General features: G+C 73.2%; 12 protein-coding genes and 1 pseudogene. 10 read left to right on the forward strand and 3 right to left on the reverse strand.

The annotated features are described in order from the left end of the window. Together AB0F81_RS15305 and AB0F81_RS15310 are read left to right on the forward strand one after the other, a co-directional pair. A pseudogene (locus AB0F81_RS15305) lies at nt 1-2,098 on the forward strand (hypothetical protein); the annotation flags it as partial. A 48-nt stretch (nt 2,099-2,146) separates the two neighbouring features. Then, a complete protein-coding gene (locus AB0F81_RS15310) occupies nt 2,147-3,151 on the forward strand; it encodes an aldo/keto reductase (protein ID WP_360196865.1) in 1,005 nt (334 codons plus the stop codon). A gap of 32 nt (nt 3,152-3,183) precedes the next feature. On the opposite strand, the gene AB0F81_RS15315 is transcribed toward AB0F81_RS15310, so the two are convergent. After that, nucleotides 3,184-5,364 carry an EAL domain-containing protein gene (locus AB0F81_RS15315; protein WP_360196868.1) on the reverse strand — a complete coding sequence of 727 codons (2,181 nt, stop codon included), beginning with the start codon at nt 5,362-5,364 and terminating at the stop codon, nt 3,184-3,186. A gap of 193 nt (nt 5,365-5,557) precedes the next feature. On the opposite strand from AB0F81_RS15315, the gene AB0F81_RS15320 reads away from it, so the two are divergent. The 5 genes from AB0F81_RS15320 to AB0F81_RS15340 all read left to right on the forward strand — a co-directional run bounded on the left by AB0F81_RS15320 (nt 5,558) and on the right by AB0F81_RS15340 (nt 10,730). Next, on the forward strand, nt 5,558-7,195 hold the full coding sequence (locus tag AB0F81_RS15320) for an ABC transporter substrate-binding protein (RefSeq protein ID WP_360196871.1): 1,638 nt from the start codon (nt 5,558-5,560) through the stop codon (nt 7,193-7,195). A 70-nt stretch (nt 7,196-7,265) separates the two neighbouring features. Next, complete coding sequence (locus tag AB0F81_RS15325) at nt 7,266-8,222, forward strand: ABC transporter permease (protein ID WP_360196874.1); 957 nt, start codon at nt 7,266-7,268, stop codon at nt 8,220-8,222. Further along, nucleotides 8,219-9,022: an ABC transporter permease gene (locus AB0F81_RS15330; protein ID WP_360196877.1), complete on the forward strand. Its 804-nt coding sequence runs from the start codon at nt 8,219-8,221 to the stop codon at nt 9,020-9,022. Before AB0F81_RS15325 ends, AB0F81_RS15330 begins: the two co-directional genes overlap by 4 nt. Then, nucleotides 9,019-9,969, forward strand: a complete 951-nt coding sequence (locus tag AB0F81_RS15335) for an ABC transporter ATP-binding protein (protein ID WP_360196880.1) — start codon at nt 9,019-9,021, stop codon at nt 9,967-9,969. Before AB0F81_RS15330 ends, AB0F81_RS15335 begins: the two co-directional genes overlap by 4 nt. Next, nucleotides 9,963-10,730, forward strand: a complete 768-nt coding sequence (locus AB0F81_RS15340) for an ATP-binding cassette domain-containing protein (RefSeq protein WP_360196883.1) — start codon at nt 9,963-9,965, stop codon at nt 10,728-10,730. Before AB0F81_RS15335 ends, AB0F81_RS15340 begins: the two co-directional genes overlap by 7 nt. Here AB0F81_RS15340 and AB0F81_RS15345 read toward each other — a convergent pair. Continuing rightward, nucleotides 10,717-11,304 carry a TetR family transcriptional regulator gene (locus tag AB0F81_RS15345; RefSeq protein ID WP_360196886.1) on the reverse strand — a complete coding sequence of 196 codons (588 nt, stop codon included), beginning with the start codon at nt 11,302-11,304 and terminating at the stop codon, nt 10,717-10,719. The genes AB0F81_RS15340 and AB0F81_RS15345 overlap by 14 nt on opposite strands. Before the next feature lie 69 nt (nt 11,305-11,373). Here AB0F81_RS15345 and AB0F81_RS15350 point away from each other — a divergent pair, with 69 nt between their 5' ends. The 3 genes from AB0F81_RS15350 to AB0F81_RS15360 are packed head-to-tail and all read left to right on the forward strand — an operon-like array spanning nt 11,374 to nt 14,857. Further along, nucleotides 11,374-11,838: a DUF3237 domain-containing protein gene (locus AB0F81_RS15350; RefSeq protein WP_360196889.1), complete on the forward strand. Its 465-nt coding sequence runs from the start codon at nt 11,374-11,376 to the stop codon at nt 11,836-11,838. Then, entirely contained in the window at nt 11,838-13,448 is a 1,611-nt protein-coding gene (locus AB0F81_RS15355) for a CocE/NonD family hydrolase (RefSeq protein ID WP_360196892.1), read from the forward strand. Before AB0F81_RS15350 ends, AB0F81_RS15355 begins: the two co-directional genes overlap by 1 nt. An 11-nt stretch (nt 13,449-13,459) precedes the next feature. Then, nucleotides 13,460-14,857, forward strand: coding sequence for an amidase (locus tag AB0F81_RS15360; RefSeq protein WP_360196894.1), 1,398 nt, complete (start codon nt 13,460-13,462; stop codon nt 14,855-14,857). Between the two features lie 957 nt (nt 14,858-15,814). On the opposite strand, the gene AB0F81_RS15365 is transcribed toward AB0F81_RS15360, so the two are convergent. Continuing rightward, a complete protein-coding gene (locus AB0F81_RS15365) occupies nt 15,815-16,225 on the reverse strand; it encodes a MarR family transcriptional regulator (RefSeq protein ID WP_360196897.1) in 411 nt (136 codons plus the stop codon). Between the last annotated feature and the right edge of the window lie 2 nt (nt 16,226-16,227).

Below are 16,227 nucleotides of genomic sequence, written 5' to 3' on the forward strand. Positions count from 1 at the left end.
GCGCGACCCACGGGCGGTGGCCGAGGCGGTCGGCGCCCTCGACCGGCTGCGCAACGAGCAGGACCCGGTCCGCTCGGCCGCGCTGAGCGCCCTGGCCGGCGTGGCGGCGCTGGTCACCGCGGACCTCGCGCCGGCTCTCACCCGGCTCGCCACGGACGCGGTGGAGGCACGAGACGTCTCCGCGCAGTCGCTCGGCGCGCTCGGTGATCTCGCCGCCGGGGTGCTGCGGCAGCACGTCGGCGAGGCGGCCCTGCGGGACTGGGCGCTGCGCACCCTCGACCTGGTGGCGGCCCGCTCCACCATGCCGTCGCTGGGCCGGCTCGACCGGGTGCTGCGGCGGGGCCAGGAGTCCCTGGTCTTCGACCGGTTGCGCGACTGGATCGAGGCCGGCATGGCCCGCGGCCACTACGAGCCACTGTTCGCACTCGTCCACGCTCTCGGGCGCCGGGCCCGGCTCGTGCCCGGACTTCAGGATCAGCTGCGCCGATCGATCAGTCGCGGTGTCGTCGAGTCGGTGGCCCGCACCGCGATCAGCCTGTGGCTCGCCGACCCCCGGACGCGGGCTGCCCGGGTCGCCAAGGTTCTGGACTTCGACGCGTCGGCGGTGGTGGTCGCACCGGTCTGGCGGATCCTCTGCACCGAGCGCACCGACCTGCTGGACCGGGTGCTCGACGAGGCGCCGCGGGGCCGCTTCGTGCAGGACGGTGTGCGGTGGGTGCCGGGCCCGCCGGAGCACGCCGAACGGTGGCTGCCCCGGCAGCACGTCGCCTACGCCGAACAGCAGCTCCGCGTCGCCGAGGACGCCGGTGCCACCCCGGCGGCACGAGCTCGCGCGGTGGCCGCGGCGGCCCGCCTGCCGGTGCTCGGCGGTGCGATCGCGATGCGCTTCGCGGAGGCGGCCGACGTGGTGGTCGCCGAGGCCGCACTCGGTGCGCTGGCCTGGTCGGACCGGCCCGGCGAGGCGATGACCACGCTGCTGCGGCACGCGGGCGGCGACCGGGCCCGGGTGGCGATGTACGCCGCGAGCCGCGTCGCCGGGCACCTCCCGCCGTCCCGCCTGCCCGCCCTGCTCGACGACGTGCTGCTCGGCGACACCAAGGTGACCAGCCGCAAGGAGGCGGCCCGGCTGCTCGGGCGGTACGGGCCGGAAGAGTCGATGACCACGCTGCTCCGGGCGTACGAGAAGGAGAACCAGCACCGGGACGTGCGGACCGCGATCGTGGCCGCCGCGCGCAACCGGCTCTGGTCCGCGCCCAGCTGGACCATCCTGGCGGCCGGCGTGCGTGGCAGCCGGGAGGAACACCGCGCCGTGCTGGCCGCGGCCGCGGCCGGCGTCGCCGGGCGCCACCGCACGCGGTACGCGGAGCTGATCGTCGCCGCCTGCCGCGGCGCCGACCGGCAGATCCGGCGGGAAGCCTTCACCCGGCTGCCGGAGTGGGCGCCCTGGGTCACCGGCCTCACCGAGCTGGTCACCGAACGGCTCGCCGACCTGGAGGCGGAGCTGGAGCACTACGAGGCCGGCCCGCTGATCCAGGCCGTGCACGCCGACGGTCTCCGGCCCCTCTGGGAGCGTCTGATCGAGCGGGACGCCGCCGACGACGAGGGGAACGCCGAACGCGACCGCCCCGCCTGGCATCGCCTCGACGAGCTGGCCCAGGCCGTGGTGAGCTGGTCGAACCGGGCCGGCTCCGGCGCGGACCGGGGCCCGGCGCTGGCCGTCGCCCGATGGCTCGCCGGGCAGCCGGCATACCTGGCTCACGCCGTACGGATGATCATCGGCCTCGGCCGCCTGGAGAACCTGGACGAGGCCGCCGACCTGGTCGCCGGCCGCCCGGTGCTGGCCTGGCACGCCGCGCGGCACGTGGCGTCGGTGGTGTCGGCGTGCGAGACGGCGACGGACCCGGCCCGGATCCTGGCGCTCGCCACCGAGCTGGGCCGGCGCGGCGACCTGGCGCGGGGCCTGTTCGCGGTCCAGCTCGCCGGCCGTGGCTTCCGGCACGACTGGGCGGTGGAATGGCGGGACCTGCTGCGCTCGCTGCGCCGCCACCCGGACCCGGACGTCCGCGACGAGGCGACCTCGATCGCCATGAATTGGTGACGCCCGGGGTTTGACCTGGAGCGCGCTCCAGGTCCTAGCGTCGGGCACATGGACACGATGGAACTGGGACGCACCGGGGAACAGGTCAGCAAGCTCGCGCTCGGCGCCATGCAGATGGGCAACGCCACCGACGAACAGACGTCGTTCCGCATCCTCGACCGCTATGCCGAGATCGGCGGCTCGTTCCTGGACACCGCCGACTGCTACGAGTGGTGGTCCGAGCCGGGCAGCCGGGGCGGGCACAGCGAGGAGCTGCTGGGCCGCTGGATGAGGGCCGGTAACCGCCGCGACGACGTCTTCCTCGCCACCAAGGGCAGCGCGGTGCCGGAGCACTCGCCGGACCTCTGGGCCGCTGACGGCACGGCGAACTGGGACCTGGCCCGGCGCACCTTCGCCGGCGCCGGCGCGGACACCCTGCGGCACGCCCTCGACGGCAGCCTGCGGCGGCTCGGCACCGATCACGTCGACCTCTACTACGTGCACGTGGACGACCGGAGCACGCCGCTGGAGGAGACCCTGGAGGCGCTGGCCGGGCTGGTCACCGCCGGCAAGGTCCGCTACCTGGGCTGGTCCAACGTCCGGACCTGGCGGCTGGAGGCGATCCGGCAGCTCTGCGACCGGTACGGGTGGCCGGCGCCGGTCGCGGTCCAGCAGCAGCACTCCTATCTGCGGCGCAGGGCCGGCCTGGACAACGCCTCGATCGTCGACGCCGAGCAGTGGGACTACCTGGCGACGCACCGCGACCTGACGCTGGTCGCCTACTCGCCGATCCTCAAGGGTGTCTATGACGACCCGGCCCGGCAGCGCGAGCACTGGATGATGGAGTCGTACGCGGGTCCGGACACCGACGCGCGGCTGGCCGCGGTGACCGAGCTGGCGGGGGAGGTGGGGGTGACGCCGAACCAGCTGGTTCTCGCGTGGCACCTGCATCAGAGTGAGCCGCCGGTGGTGCCGTTGATCGGTCCGCGCACGTTCGAGCAGTTCGAGAATCTGCTGCCGGCGCTCGACGTCAAGCTCGACGCCGACCAGCTGGGCCGGCTGGACGGGGTGTAGGCGAGGGTTTGCCGGCGCCGGCAAGCCCCCGCCTACACCGCGGCCGGCGACGGCAACAGCTCCAGGATCCCGGTGGCGTCGGCCGGATGCGCGAGCAGATACCCCTGCGCGTACTCACACCCCAGCTCACCCAGCACCGCAAGATCCGCCGCGTCGTCCACGCCCTCGGCCACCGACTCCATCCCGAGGGCGTGTGCCATCCCGACCATCGCATCGGCGAGCGCCCGTCGCGCTGGGTCCCGCGAGACCCCACCCACCACCGTGTGGTCGATCTTCACGATGTCCCACCCGTGGTCAGCCACCCGCGCCATCGACGAGTACCCGGTGCCGAAGTCGTCCACCGCCAACCGCACACCGAGCCCGCGCAACGGCCCCAGCGCCGCCGCGACCGTCTCCGGCGCGGCCAGCCCGGCCTCGGTCAGCTCCAGGGTCAGCGCGGTGGCCGGGGTGCCGGCCCGGCCCAGCGCCTGCAGCACCACCCGGACCGTCGCGTTGTCGAGCTGGCGCGGTGACAGGTTGACCGCGACCGGGATCCACCGGCCGGTGCGGTTGTACCAGGCGCGCTGCTCGTGCAGGGACTGTTCGAGCACCACCGCGAACAGCTGCGTGACCGTGCCGGTGGCCTCGGCGACCGGCACGAACGCGGCCGGCGGCAGCACCCCTTCGGTCGGGTGCTGCCAGCGGGCCAGGGCTTCGACCGAGCTGAGGCTGCCGTCGTCGACCCGGAACACCGGCTGGTAGACGCAGAACAGCTCGCCCGGCCGGGTCAGCGCCCGGTGGAAGTCCGCCTCGCGCCGCAGCCGCTGCACGGCCTCGGCGCGGCTCTGCTGGTCGAACCGGACGATCCGGCCGCGCCCGGCGGCTTTGGCCTGGTACATCGCGGTGTCGGCGTCCTGCAGCAGCGCCTCGGCGTCGGCGCCGGGGTCGCCGGTGGTGCGCAGGCCGACCGAGAGCGACGCGAAGAAGTCGCTGCCGTCGGCGAGGCGCAGCGGGCGGGCGAGGTGTTCGGCCATCCGTTCGGCGACGGCCGCCGCCTCCTGCTCGGTGACGGCCGGCATCAGCACGACGAACTCGTCGCCGCCGAGCCGGCAGACCACGTCGCCGGCCCGGACCGACTCGCGCAGCCGCTCGGCGATCGCCACCAGCAGCTGGTCGCCGGCGTCGTGCCCGAGGCTGTCGTTGACGGTCTTGAAGTGGTCGAGGTCGCAGAAGAGCAGCCCGACCCGGGCCGGCCCGCCAGTCGGCAGGGAGCTGAGCGCCAGCCCCAGCCGGTCCATCAGCAGAGTGCGGTTGACCAGGCCGGTGAGCGCGTCGTGCCCGGCCCGCCGGGCCAGTTCGTGGATCGGCGCGATCAGGCGCAACGCGACCAGCGCCACCGAGACCCAGGTTCCGGCGGTCAGCGCCACGCCCGCGCTCGGGTCCCAGAACAGGTGCAGGGTGGGCAGCAGCAGGGCCGCGCCGAACAGCACGAGCGCGCGGGGCACGGTGAGCATGACCAGCATCGACCGGCGCGGCGTGGTGGTGACCATCGACGGGTGCAGGCCGGCGGTGGCGATCAGGACCGGCATCGCCATCCAGCCCAGATCGATCAAACCCCCTTCGGCGTACGTGCCGGTGAGGCTCTGATGCGTGTAGAGGGCGTCGGAGACGAACCAGGCCACGAGCCCGATCAGCAGGGCGCGTACGCCCGGGGTGCGCAACTCGACGCCGAGTGCCAGGGCGAGCGCGCAGTACACCACGACGAGCGTGCTGAGCGGCGCCGACACCGCGACGAACTGGGCGAGTGGGCTGCCGCCGACGGCCATCGTGGGTTCGACCACCAGGATCCACGCGATGCCGGCGAACGGCGCGAGGATCACCGCCGCGTCGATGAACGCGGTGCGGCCGGCGCGGGCCGCCAGCATCGCCGTGCCGATCGCGATGCTGAGGTGGCCGAGCAGGTAGAGGGCGTCCGCCACCGACGGGAAGGGCGCGGCGTAACTCGCGAAGATCACGTCGCCGAGCCCGGAGGCGGCCAGGCCGGCCACGATGACCAGCCAGCCGGCCCGTCGTTGCGGGCCGTTGCGGACCAGCCCGTACCAGCAGACGACCGGCGCGGTGCAGTTGATCAGGACGTACACCCAGCGGGTGGTGGGGTTCAGCGGCACGGCCACGTATCCCACGGCGGCCACCGACGCGACGGTCAGGTAGATCCACCACGCGTGACGGGTCATGTCCCTCGTATCGGCCGTTGCGGCGCAGGCGGAAGGGGGCAGCGGGTTCTTCGTCGGTGTGGCTGTCCGTGAACCCGCTGGTCTCCATACCGTCATGAAGAGTTGATTTCCAGGATTGACAATCTATGGCCGGAGGCGGAATCTGAGGCGGACGCCACACGTGGCTCATCCCCTCGTTCCGGGAGAGATATTCATGCGCATAAATAAGGTGATCACTGGCGTGCTGATCGCCGGCGTGGCGCTGGCGGGGTGCTCCTCCGGCGGGGCCACCGGGCCGGCGAGCGCCCCCAGGATCGAGCTGGCCGAGACGACCCCGGCCGCCACCGGGGACGTGGCGAAGGTGACCTGGGCACTGCCCACCGGCGAGCCGGCCTCCCTCGACCCGGCCCGCACCGGCGACTACTCGGCCAACACGGTCGTCGCCAACCTCTGTGAGAGCCTGCTGCGCCTGGAGACCGACTACTCCACGTCGCCGGGGCTGGCCAGCGCGGTCACGCAGAAGGACCCCACCACCGTGGTGATCACCCTGCGCGACGGGGTGACGTTCTGGGACGGCTCACCGCTCACCGCCGGCGACGTGGTCTACAGCCTCGAGCGCAACATGGACCCGAAGGTCGCCTCCTACGCGGCGCACGTCTACGCCAACGTCGGCTCGATCGACGAGACCGGGCCGCGCGAGGTGACGGTCCGCTTCACGAAGCCGGACGTGCAGTTCATCCCGGACCTGGCCGGCGTGCCCGGCGCGATCATCCAGCAGAGGTACGCGACCGAGGCCGGCCCGGCGTTCGGCACCGCCGGCGGCGGGATGATGTGCACCGGCCCGTTCAAGCTCGCCGGCTGGCAGAGCGGGCAGCGGATCACGACCGAGCGCAACGACACCTACTGGGACGCCGGGCGCCGGGCGAAGGCGGCCGCGTTCGACTTCGTCTTCCTCACCGACAGCAGCACGCTGACCAGCGCCCTGCTCGCCGGCGAGGTCGACGGCGTCTACGGCGCCCCGGTCGGCAGCATCGCCGCGCTGCAGCGCTCGGAGGCCGGCCGGCTGTACTTCGGGCCGAGCACCGAGACGGTCAGCCTGGGCGCGGTCGCCGCCGACGGGCCGGCCGCCGATCCGAGGATCCGGCAGGCCCTCGACCTGGCCATCGACAAGACCAGCTTCATCACCAGCGTGCTGAAGGGCGCCGGCGAGCCGCTCAAGACCTTCACCCCGCCGCTGGCCTGGCGGGGCAGCCCGGCCAAGAGCGTGTACGACGCCGGGTACGCCGCGCTGCCGGACACCAGCAGGGCCGACGTGGAAGCCGCCAGGAAGCTGGTGGCCGAGGCCGCCCCGAGCCGGACCGACCTGGTGCTGGCGACACCCGCCGGGGACCAGTCGCTGCTGCAGACCGCCACCATCACCCAGGCGGCCGCCCAGCAGATCGGCCTGACCGTCACCATCAAGCAGTTGCAGCCCGCCGAGTTCTCCGGCCTCTTCTACGACCCGGCGCTGCGCCAGGGCATCGACCTGATCGCCACCACCGGCTACCTCGAGGTGCCGGGCGCCCTCTACTACGCGCCGGGCTTCGTCTTCCCGGGCGCCACCTTCAACTGGACCAACTACCACGACCCCGAGGTCATCGCTAACATGGCGGCGGCTGCCTCGGCGACCGACCCGGAGGTGTCGGCGGAGAAGTTCGTCGCCGCGCAGGCCAGGTTCGGGCCGGCCAAGCTGCAGATCACGCTCGCCGGCTCCTACAACCGCCTGTTCCTCAACAAGCGCCTCACCGGCCCTCCCGCCTCCTTCTCCTACATCAGCTCTTCCTGGGCAGCGCTGGTGGGCAGCGCGGCATGACCGCCTGCACCGAGCGGCACCCAGCCGCACCGGCCTGTGACGGTGCAGGCGAGGGCCAGAAGGGCATGCCATGAACAGCACAGTGATCTGGTTCCTGACCCGCAAGCTCGGCGCGCTGGTGGCCACGGTGGCGGTGGCCAGCCTGATCATCTTCGGGGCGCTGTACCTGGCGCCCGGCGACCCGGCGACGCTGCTGGCCGGCGGGCACCAGCCCAACCCGGCGGCGCTCGCCGAGATCCGGGCCCGCTACCACCTCGACGAGCCGTTCCTGGCGCAGTACTGGCACTGGCTCTCCGGCCTGCTCTCCGGCGACCCCGGTGACTCGATGGTGCTCAAGGAGCCGGTCACCGCCCTGATCGGGGCTCGCATGGCGAACACGGCGCTGCTGGTCGCGTACGCCTCGCTGGTGATCCTGATCGTGGGGGTGACCGCCGGCGTGCTGGCCGGCGTCGCCGGCAAGGCGGTCGACGGCCTGCTCACCGTGACCACCACGGTCCTGATGGCGGCGCCGGCCTTCGTGGCCGCGATCCTGCTCATCTGGATCTTCGCGACGACGCTGTCCTGGTTCCCGGTCTACGGCTCCGGCACCGGCTTCTGGGACCGGATCCACCACCTGACCCTGCCCGCGCTGGCGCTCAGCGGCGGCTACCTCGCCTACGTCAGCCGGATCACCCGGACCGAGGTCCGCGCCGAACTCGCTGCCGACCACGTGGCCGCGGCCCGGGTCCGCGGACTGCCGCGCCGCACGGTGCTGCGCCGGCACGTGCTGCGCAACGCCGCGCCGCCGATCCTCGCGGTCTCCGGTGTCACCGTCGCCGGGCTGTTCGCCGGCACCGCGGTGGCCGAGCAGGCGTTCGGGGTGAGCGGGCTCGGCTCGCTGCTGGTGCAGAGCGCCGCCCGCCAGGACCTGGTCGTGGTGCAGGCCCTCTCGCTGCTGCTGGTGACCGTTTTCGTGCTGGTCAACACGCTGGTCGACGTCACCAACGCGGTGCTGGACCCCCGCCTGCTGAAGGAGCGTGCCGGATGACGAAGGTGCCCGTGGCGGCCGGAACGGTATGCCTCGTGGTCGTCTGCGTCGCGATCGCCGCACCCTGGCTGGCGCCCCACGACCCGAACGCGGTCAATCCGCTGAACGCCTACGCCCCAGCCTCGGCGCAGCACCTGCTCGGCACCGACGACCTGGGCCGCGACCTGCTCTCCCGGCTGATCCACGGCGCCCGGACCAGCCTGACCGGTCCGCTGATCGTGGTGCTCGCCGCGGGCACCGTGGGCAGCACGCTCGCGATCACCGCGGCCTGGTTCGGCGGCTGGTTCGACAACCTGATCTCCCGGGCGCTGGACGTGCTCTTCGCCTTCCCCGGCCTGGTCCTGGCGATCACCGTGGCGGCCCTGTTCGGCACCGGATTCGTCACCCCGGTGGCGGCGCTGTCGCTGGCATTCGTGCCGGTCATCGCCCGGGTCATGCGGGCCGCCGCGCTGCGCGAACGGTCGCTGCCCTACATCGAGGCGCTGCGCGTGCAGGGCTTCTCCGGCTGGCACATCTGCCTGCGCCACCTGCTGCCGAACCTGGCGCCGCTGCTGGTGGTCCAGGCGGCGATCGGTTTCGGCTACGCGATGATCGACCTCGCCGCGATCTCGTTCCTCGGCCTCGGCCTGCAGCCGCCGTCCGCGGACTGGGGGCTGATGATCGCCAACGGTCAGCCGTCGATCCTGGCCGGATTCCCGCAACAGTCCGTCGCGGCCGCGGTCGCCGTCGTGGTCACCGTGGTCGCGTTCACCGCGCTCGCCGAACGGCTGGCACGTCGATTCGGTGGAGATCTGCGATGAGCATGCCGTTGTTGCGCTTCGAAAGCCTGCGCGTCCGGCTGGGGGAGCGGCCGATCCTGCGCGACGTGACCCTCGACGTGCACGCCGGGGAGGCGGTCGGCCTGGTCGGCGAGTCCGGCTCGGGCAAGTCGATGACGGTCAAGTCGGTCGTGCGGCAGCTGCCGGAGGGCGCCACCGTCGCCGGGAAGGTCAGGTTCGGCGGCGCCGACGTGCACGCGATGACCGCCGCCGAGCTGCGCCGGATGCGGTCGCGCGAGGTGGCCATGGTCTTCCAGGACCCGCGCGCCACGGTCAACCCGGTGCGCACGGTCGGCGACTTCCTCACCGAGGTGCTGCGGGACCAGGGCCTCGGCAGAGCCGAGGCGACGCGGCGCGCTGCCGGGTTGCTCGCCGAGGTCGGCGTCGACCACGTCGAGCGCAGGCTCGGGCAGCGACCGTACGAGCTGAGCGGCGGGCTGTTGCAGCGGGTGGTGATCGCCGCCGCCCTGGCCGGCGAGCCGCGGCTGATCCTGGCCGACGAACCGACCACCGCCCTCGACGTGACCACGCAGGAGGAGGTGGTGGCGATCCTCAACGAGCAGCGGCACCGGCGCTCGGCCGCGCTGCTGTTCATCTCGCACGACCTGGAGCTGGCCGCCGCGGTCTGCGACCGGATCGCGGTCATGTACGCCGGGGAGATCGTCGAGATCCTGCCCGCCGGGCGGCTGCACTCGGACGCGCGGCACCCGTACACCCGGGCGCTGCTGCGGTCGCGCCCCGGCACGGTGCCGCCGGGCGAACGGCTGGAGACGGTGCCGGGCGTCCCGCAGTCGGCGGACGCCGTGCCCGCCGGCTGCGTCTTCGCCGACCGCTGCCCGCACGCCGAGGAGCGCTGCCGATCGGTGCGCCCGGCGCTGCTGGCCATCGGCCCCGGATCCGCCGCCTGTCACCTGGAGGTGCCGTGCTAGAGGTTCGTGATCTGCGGAAAGTCTTCAAGGGCGGGTTCGTCGCGGTGGACGGGGTGAGCTTCTCCGTGCCGGCCGGCGGATCCCTGGCCCTGGTCGGCGAGTCCGGCTCCGGCAAGACCACCTGCGCCCGGATCGTCACCGGGCTGGAACGGGCCACCTCGGGAACCGTGCTGCTGAACGGTGCGACCTCCCTCGCGGACCGGCGGCACCGTGCTTCGGTCGTACAGATGGTGTTCCAGGACCCGTATCAGAGCCTCGACCGGCGGCAGACCGTGCGCAGCTGCCTGGTGGAGGTGCTGAGACATCACACCGCGCTGGACCGGCCGGCGCGCGAAGCGCGCGCGGGCGAACTGCTCGATCTCGTCGGGCTGGACCGCCGGCTGGGCGAAGCCCTGCCGCGGGCGCTCTCCGGCGGGCAGCGGCAGCGGGTGGCGATCGCCCGCGCGCTCGCCCCCGGCCCGAAACTGCTGGTCCTGGACGAGGCGGTGGCCGCGCTGGACGTCTCCATCCAGGCGCAGATCCTCAACCTGCTGGTCGACGCCCGCGCGGCGACCGGGGTGGCCTACCTGTTCATCACCCACGACCTGTCGGTGGTGCGGCACGTCTGCGAGGACGTGGTGGTGATGTCCCGCGGCGCAGTGGTCGAGTCCGGACCGGTCGAGCGGGTGCTCACCGAACCCTCCGCCGAGTACACCCGCCGGCTGATCGGATCGGTGCCGCGTCCCGGCTGGGTGCCGTCCCGGGCGGTCAGTCGTGGCTGAGCCGTTCCAGCAGACCTTCCGCCGCGGCGCGGACCAGCCCGCCGGAGGCGACCGGCAGCTGGAGCTCGGCCATCATCGAGTTGCCCATGGCCAGGCACCACAGCCCGTAGGCCACGGACCGGCGGGCGCCCGGGGAAGCGGCCGGGTACTCGGCGGCGAGCGCGTTCTCCACCGCCTGGATCGCCTGCGTGTAGTGGCCCTGCATGGTCTCGCGGATGCTCGCGTCGGCGATCCCGGCGGTGATCAGCTCGCGGATCACCGTGTCGTCGTCGCTGATCGGCAGGAAACCGCTGCTGAACAGGTAGTCCATCGCGATCGGCAGTTTCTCCCGGCCGGGCGCCGCGGCGATCTTGCCGATGAACTCCGCCTCGTATCCGGTGTAGAGCCAGCCGGCGAACTTGCGGAGCAGGTCGTCCCGGTTGCCGACGTAGTGCCGGACGTGGCTGCGGCTGAGCCCGGACTCCTCGGCCACCCGCTCCAGGGTCGTCCCGGCCAGACCGTTCTTCTGCAGGCACCGGCCGGTGGCCTGCATGATCTGCTCGGTCCGCGCGGCCGCCATGCTCGGGCGTCCCATCCCGGCCCCCTCTCGCCTCTGCCCTCAGCCTAGTTGATTGTCATTTCGGAAAAGAAAATGAGGATGTTCATGCATGCGCTGCCTGATCCGCGGCTGGTCTTCGCCTTCGAAGCGCGGGTGGACGTGGCCGACTCCCTGCACGTGGGCCGGGGACCCGGCGAGGTGCTGATGTTCACCCCGATCACCGGCGGCACGGTGTCCGGTCCGCGGCTCTCCGGGCGGGTGCTCGCCGGCGGCGGGGACTGGTCCACCACCCGCGGGCAGACGACCGAACTGGACGCGCACTACCTGCTGCAGGCCGATGACGGGGCGGTGATCGACATCCGCAACCGCGGCTTCTGGCGGGCCACACCGGAGGTTGACGCCCGGGTCGAGGCGGGCGAGGACCTGCCGGAGACCGACTACTACTACCGCACCAGCCCGGTGTTCCGCACCGACGCGCCGGGGCACCGATGGCTCGCCGAGTCGGTCTTCGTGGGGCTGGCCCGGGGCGAGAACGGTCAGGTCTGCATCCGCTTCTTCGAGGTGCTCTGATGAGCATCCCGGTGCAGCGAACCGGGCCGGGGCCGCTCTCCCCGGACGCCACGCAGCACATGGTGCGGATGCGCGACGGCGTCCGGCTCGCCACCGACGTCTACCTGCCGGGCGGGGAGGTGCGGCCCGGCCCGGTCGTGCTGACCCGGCTGCCGTACGACAAATGCGGCGAGTACACCTTCATGCCGCGGGTGGCGGCCTACTTCACCGCGCGCGGCTACACCATGGTGGTGCAGGACGTACGCGGCAAGTTCCGCTCCGAGGGCGAGACGCTGCTCTTCGTCAACGAGGCGTACGACGGCCACGACACCCTCGACTGGATCGTCCAGCAGGAGTGGTCGGACGGTGTGGTCGGGATGTGGGGCGACTCGTACTACGGGTTCACCCAGTGGGCGGCCGTCTCCACCGGGCATCCGGCGCTGCGGGCCATCGCGCCGCGGGTCACCGGCACCCGGCTCGGTGAGCTGCCCGGGCCGGTTCCGGGAAAGCGCACCCACGACGTGGAGATGGGCGTCGCCCGGTTCTACCCGCTCAGCGTGTTCCACGATCGGGACATGCTGTTCTGGGAGCTCGACTGGACGCGGCGGCCGTACGCGGCCCAGGTCGAGGAGTTCTTCGCGGCGGTGGGCAGCCGGTCGGCGTCGTACGACATGTGGTTCCCGCACCCGGTGAACCTGCGGCGCTTCCCGGCCGGGCATCCGTTCGACGCGCCGGCCGTGCCGGTGCTGATGACCGTCGGCTGGTGGGACAACTGCGCGCCCTGGCAGTGGCACGACCACCGGGAACTGCAGCGGCGGCCGGCCTGGGCGAGCAACGAATACCTGCTGCTCGAGGCGATCGATCACGAGAACAACAGCCACTTCGAGCGCGGCGTGCCGAACACCGCCCCGTCGTTCCTGCCGCGATACCTGGACCCGGCGATCGAGTTCTTCGACGTGTTCCTGCGCGGGCGGGACACCACCCTGCCGCGGGTGCGGTGGCAGCTCGCCGGTTCCGGGGACCCGTCGTGGCGCACCTGCCCGAGCTGGCCGCCGCCGTCGGCGCACGAGATCGTGCTGCACCCGGCTGCGGACGGCGGCCTCGGCTCCCGGCCCGGCCCCGCCGGCACCGTGACCTGGACGCACGACGCCGCCGACCCGGTGCCGTCGCCGGCCGGCGACGCCTTCGCGTTCCTCGCCGAATACCCGGACGAGAGTTCCCTCGCCGAACGCGCCGACGTGCTCACCTTCACCGCCGCACCGCGAACCGAACCGCTGGACCTGGCCGGCCCGATCCGCCTCGACACCGTCGCCGGCTCGGACGGGCCGGAGATGGACCTGTTCGCCCGCCTGGCCGACGTCGCCCCGGACGGCAGCGCCCGGCTGATCGCCCGCGGGCAGCAGACCGTCCTCGACCCGGGCGACAGCTTTCCCGTCTCGCTCGACCTCGGCCACACCGGTTACCGGCTGGCCGCCGGCCATGCCCTGCGGCTGACCGTGGCCAGCAGCGACGCCCCGGAGTTCGTGCCGGCCCCCGGGACCGGCGAGCACCGCTGGCTGGCCGGCAAGACCACCCCCAACCGCCAGCGCCTCCACCTCGGCGACACCCGCCTCACCCTGACCGTCCTGTGAAAGGTCCTTCGATGAACAACCTCACCGCGACCGAGATCGCCGCCCGGGTGCGCGACGGCCGGCTCACCGCCGCTGCGGTCGTCGACGCCCACCTCGACCGGATCGCCTCGGTGAACCCCAAGGTCAACGCCGTGACGGTGGTGCTCGCCGACCAGGCCCGCGCCGCGGCCGCCGCACTGGACGCCCGGATCGCCGCCGGTGCGGACCCGGGCCCGCTGGCCGGCGTACCGATCACCGTGAAGGAGAACATCGACCTCACCTGGTCGGCGACCACGTCCGGGCTGCCGTTCGCCGCCGGTGCCGTTCCGCCGGCGAACGCCACCCTCGTCGACCGGCTGCTCGCCGCCGGGGCGATCCCGGTCGGGCGCGGCAACATGCCGGACATCGGGCTGCGCTGGGACACCGACAACGACCTGTTCGGGCGAACCGTCAACCCGTGGGACCCGGCCCGCGTCCCCGGCGGTTCGAGCGGCGGCGACGCGGTGGCGGTCGCCACCGGCATGGCCGCCGCCGGGCTCGGCAACGACTACGGCGGCTCGCTGCGGCTGCCGGCCCACGCCGCCGGCATCACCGCCCTGCGCCCGTCCGCCGGCCGGGTGCCCGCGCCGTCGCGGGCCGTCGAGCCGCTGCCGCTCTCCCTCCAGCACATGGCGGTGAACGGCCCGCTCGCCCGCTCCGTCGCCGACCTCGACCTGCTCTTCAGCGTCATGCACGGCGCCGACGACTTCGACCCGCTGTCCCTGACGGTGCCCCACCCGCGTTCCTACGACGGCCCGCGGCGGGCAGCGGTGACCGTCGACCCCGCCGGTTGGGGCGTCGATCCCGAGGTCGCTTCAGCCGTCAGATCAGCCGCGTCCGCGCTGGCCGCTGCCGGATGGGAGGTGGAGGAGGTCTCACCACCCGCCGTGGACCGATGCGCCACCCTCTGGCGGCAGCTCTCCTCCACCGAGAACGCGCCGATGCTGCTCACCCCCGGCGTCTTCCCCGGCCCGCTGTCAGCCGGCACCGTCCAGTACTTCCGCGACAACATCGCCGACGTCGACCTGCTGGACACCTCGGCCGCCTACCAGAACGCGTGGGCCGAGCGCTTCGTGCACGCGGCGGCCTGGCGGGAGTTCCACTCCCGCTATCCAGTGCTCCTCGGGCCGGTCACCACCCAGCCCATGCCCTTGATCGGGTACGACCTGAGCGGCCCCGCCGCGGCCACGGAGCTGTGGCGTGCCCACCGTTTGCTGGTGACCGCCAACTTCCTGGGCCTGCCCGCGGTCGCCGTCCCCACCGGACTGTCCGGCCGCCGCCCGCTCGGCGTGCAGGTGATCGCCCGCCAGCACGCCGACCATGTCGCCCTGGCCGCCGCCCGCGACATCGAGGCCGCCTTCCCCGCCCTGACCCCTCTCGACCCCGCCTAGCTCCCCGCCACCGCAGCCACCCACCCCAGCCTCAGCAGCTCCCAGCCCCAGCCGGGCGGTCCAGCTGCCGGTCAGCGCCCTCTCGGCCCGGCCTCGGCAGCTCCCAGCCCCAGCCGGGCGGTTCGGCTGCCGGTCAGCGCCCTCTCGGCCCGGCCTCGGCAGCTCTCAGCCCCAGCCGGGCGGTTCGGCTGCCGGTCAGCGCCCTCTCGGCCCGGCCTCGGCAGCTCTCAGCCCCAGCCGGGCGGTCCGGCTGCCGGTCAGCGCCCTCTCGGCCCGGCCTCGGCAGCTCTCAGGCGCGGCCGGGCGGTTCGGCTGCCGGTCAGTGTCGTCTCAGGCCGGCTGAGGCAGCTCTCGGGTGCAGCCGGAGGAATCGGCTGGCCACTCGGGCTGTGTGTGCGCGCTTGAGCAGCGCGGAGTGCCGGCTGACCAAGACGGGCGTTGGCATGCGCTCGCGAACGGACACTCCTGCGCCCACGACCGGGCCGCTGACGGGCTCGGCCGTAGCCCATGCGGGTATTCGGTCGCGGTATCCCGGTGTGGGCTACGGCTGAGTGGGTTCGGCCGTAGCTGGTGCGGGTCATGGGGTGCTGGTTGCCGGGATGGGCTACGGCCGGGGTTGCCGCGAGGGTGAGGCTCAAGCCCGCGCGGGCGGGGCCGGTCAGTTGCATGGGCCGCGGCCGGGCGGGATGCGCGGGCGGGATGTGCGGGTGTGGCCGGGCGGGGGCGCGGGGGCGGCTGGGGGATTGTGGGCGCGGGCCGGTGGGGTGGGGTGGGGTGGCAGGGGGGTGGCGGGGCGTGGACCGGCGATTTTCGCGGTGGCTGGGTGGGGGCGGGGCGTGTGAGGCTCAGCCACGTGCTGTTTCCCGGCGGTCGCGCTGGGGCCTGGGGTTGTGGGTGATCGCGCATGGCCACGGGCGGGGTGGTGTCTGGGGAGGTGTAGCGCGTACGGAGAAGGGGTTATGTCAGGGCCTGCCACGCGCTCACCAGTGACTGGCGGAAGCCGGCCGCCTCGGCGGCTGTCAGCTTGCTGATCATGCGTTCTTCCAGGGAGCGGACCGGCTCGGCGACCGACGCCAGGAGGGCGCGGCCGTCGTCGGTGAGGCGGATGAGCAGTTCGCGGCGGTTGCCGGCGTTGCGTTCGCGGCGGATCAGGCCGCGGGTCTCCAGGGCGCGCACCATGTCGGCCATCGACTGGGCGGTGACGAACGAGTCGCGGGCGAGCTGGGCGGCGGAGAGGCCGTCGTGGCGTTCCAGGACGGTGAGCGCGGTGTACTGCAGCGCGGTGATGCCGGCGGAGCGGACCAGCTCGTCGAGGTGGCTGCGGACCGCGAGTTCGAGCTGTTTGACCAGGTAGAGCAGGGACGGCATCA

Origin of the sequence: Actinoplanes sp. NPDC024001, from assembly GCF_040638955.1 — a bacterium.
Lineage (GTDB): Bacteria > Actinomycetota > Actinomycetes > Mycobacteriales > Micromonosporaceae > Actinoplanes.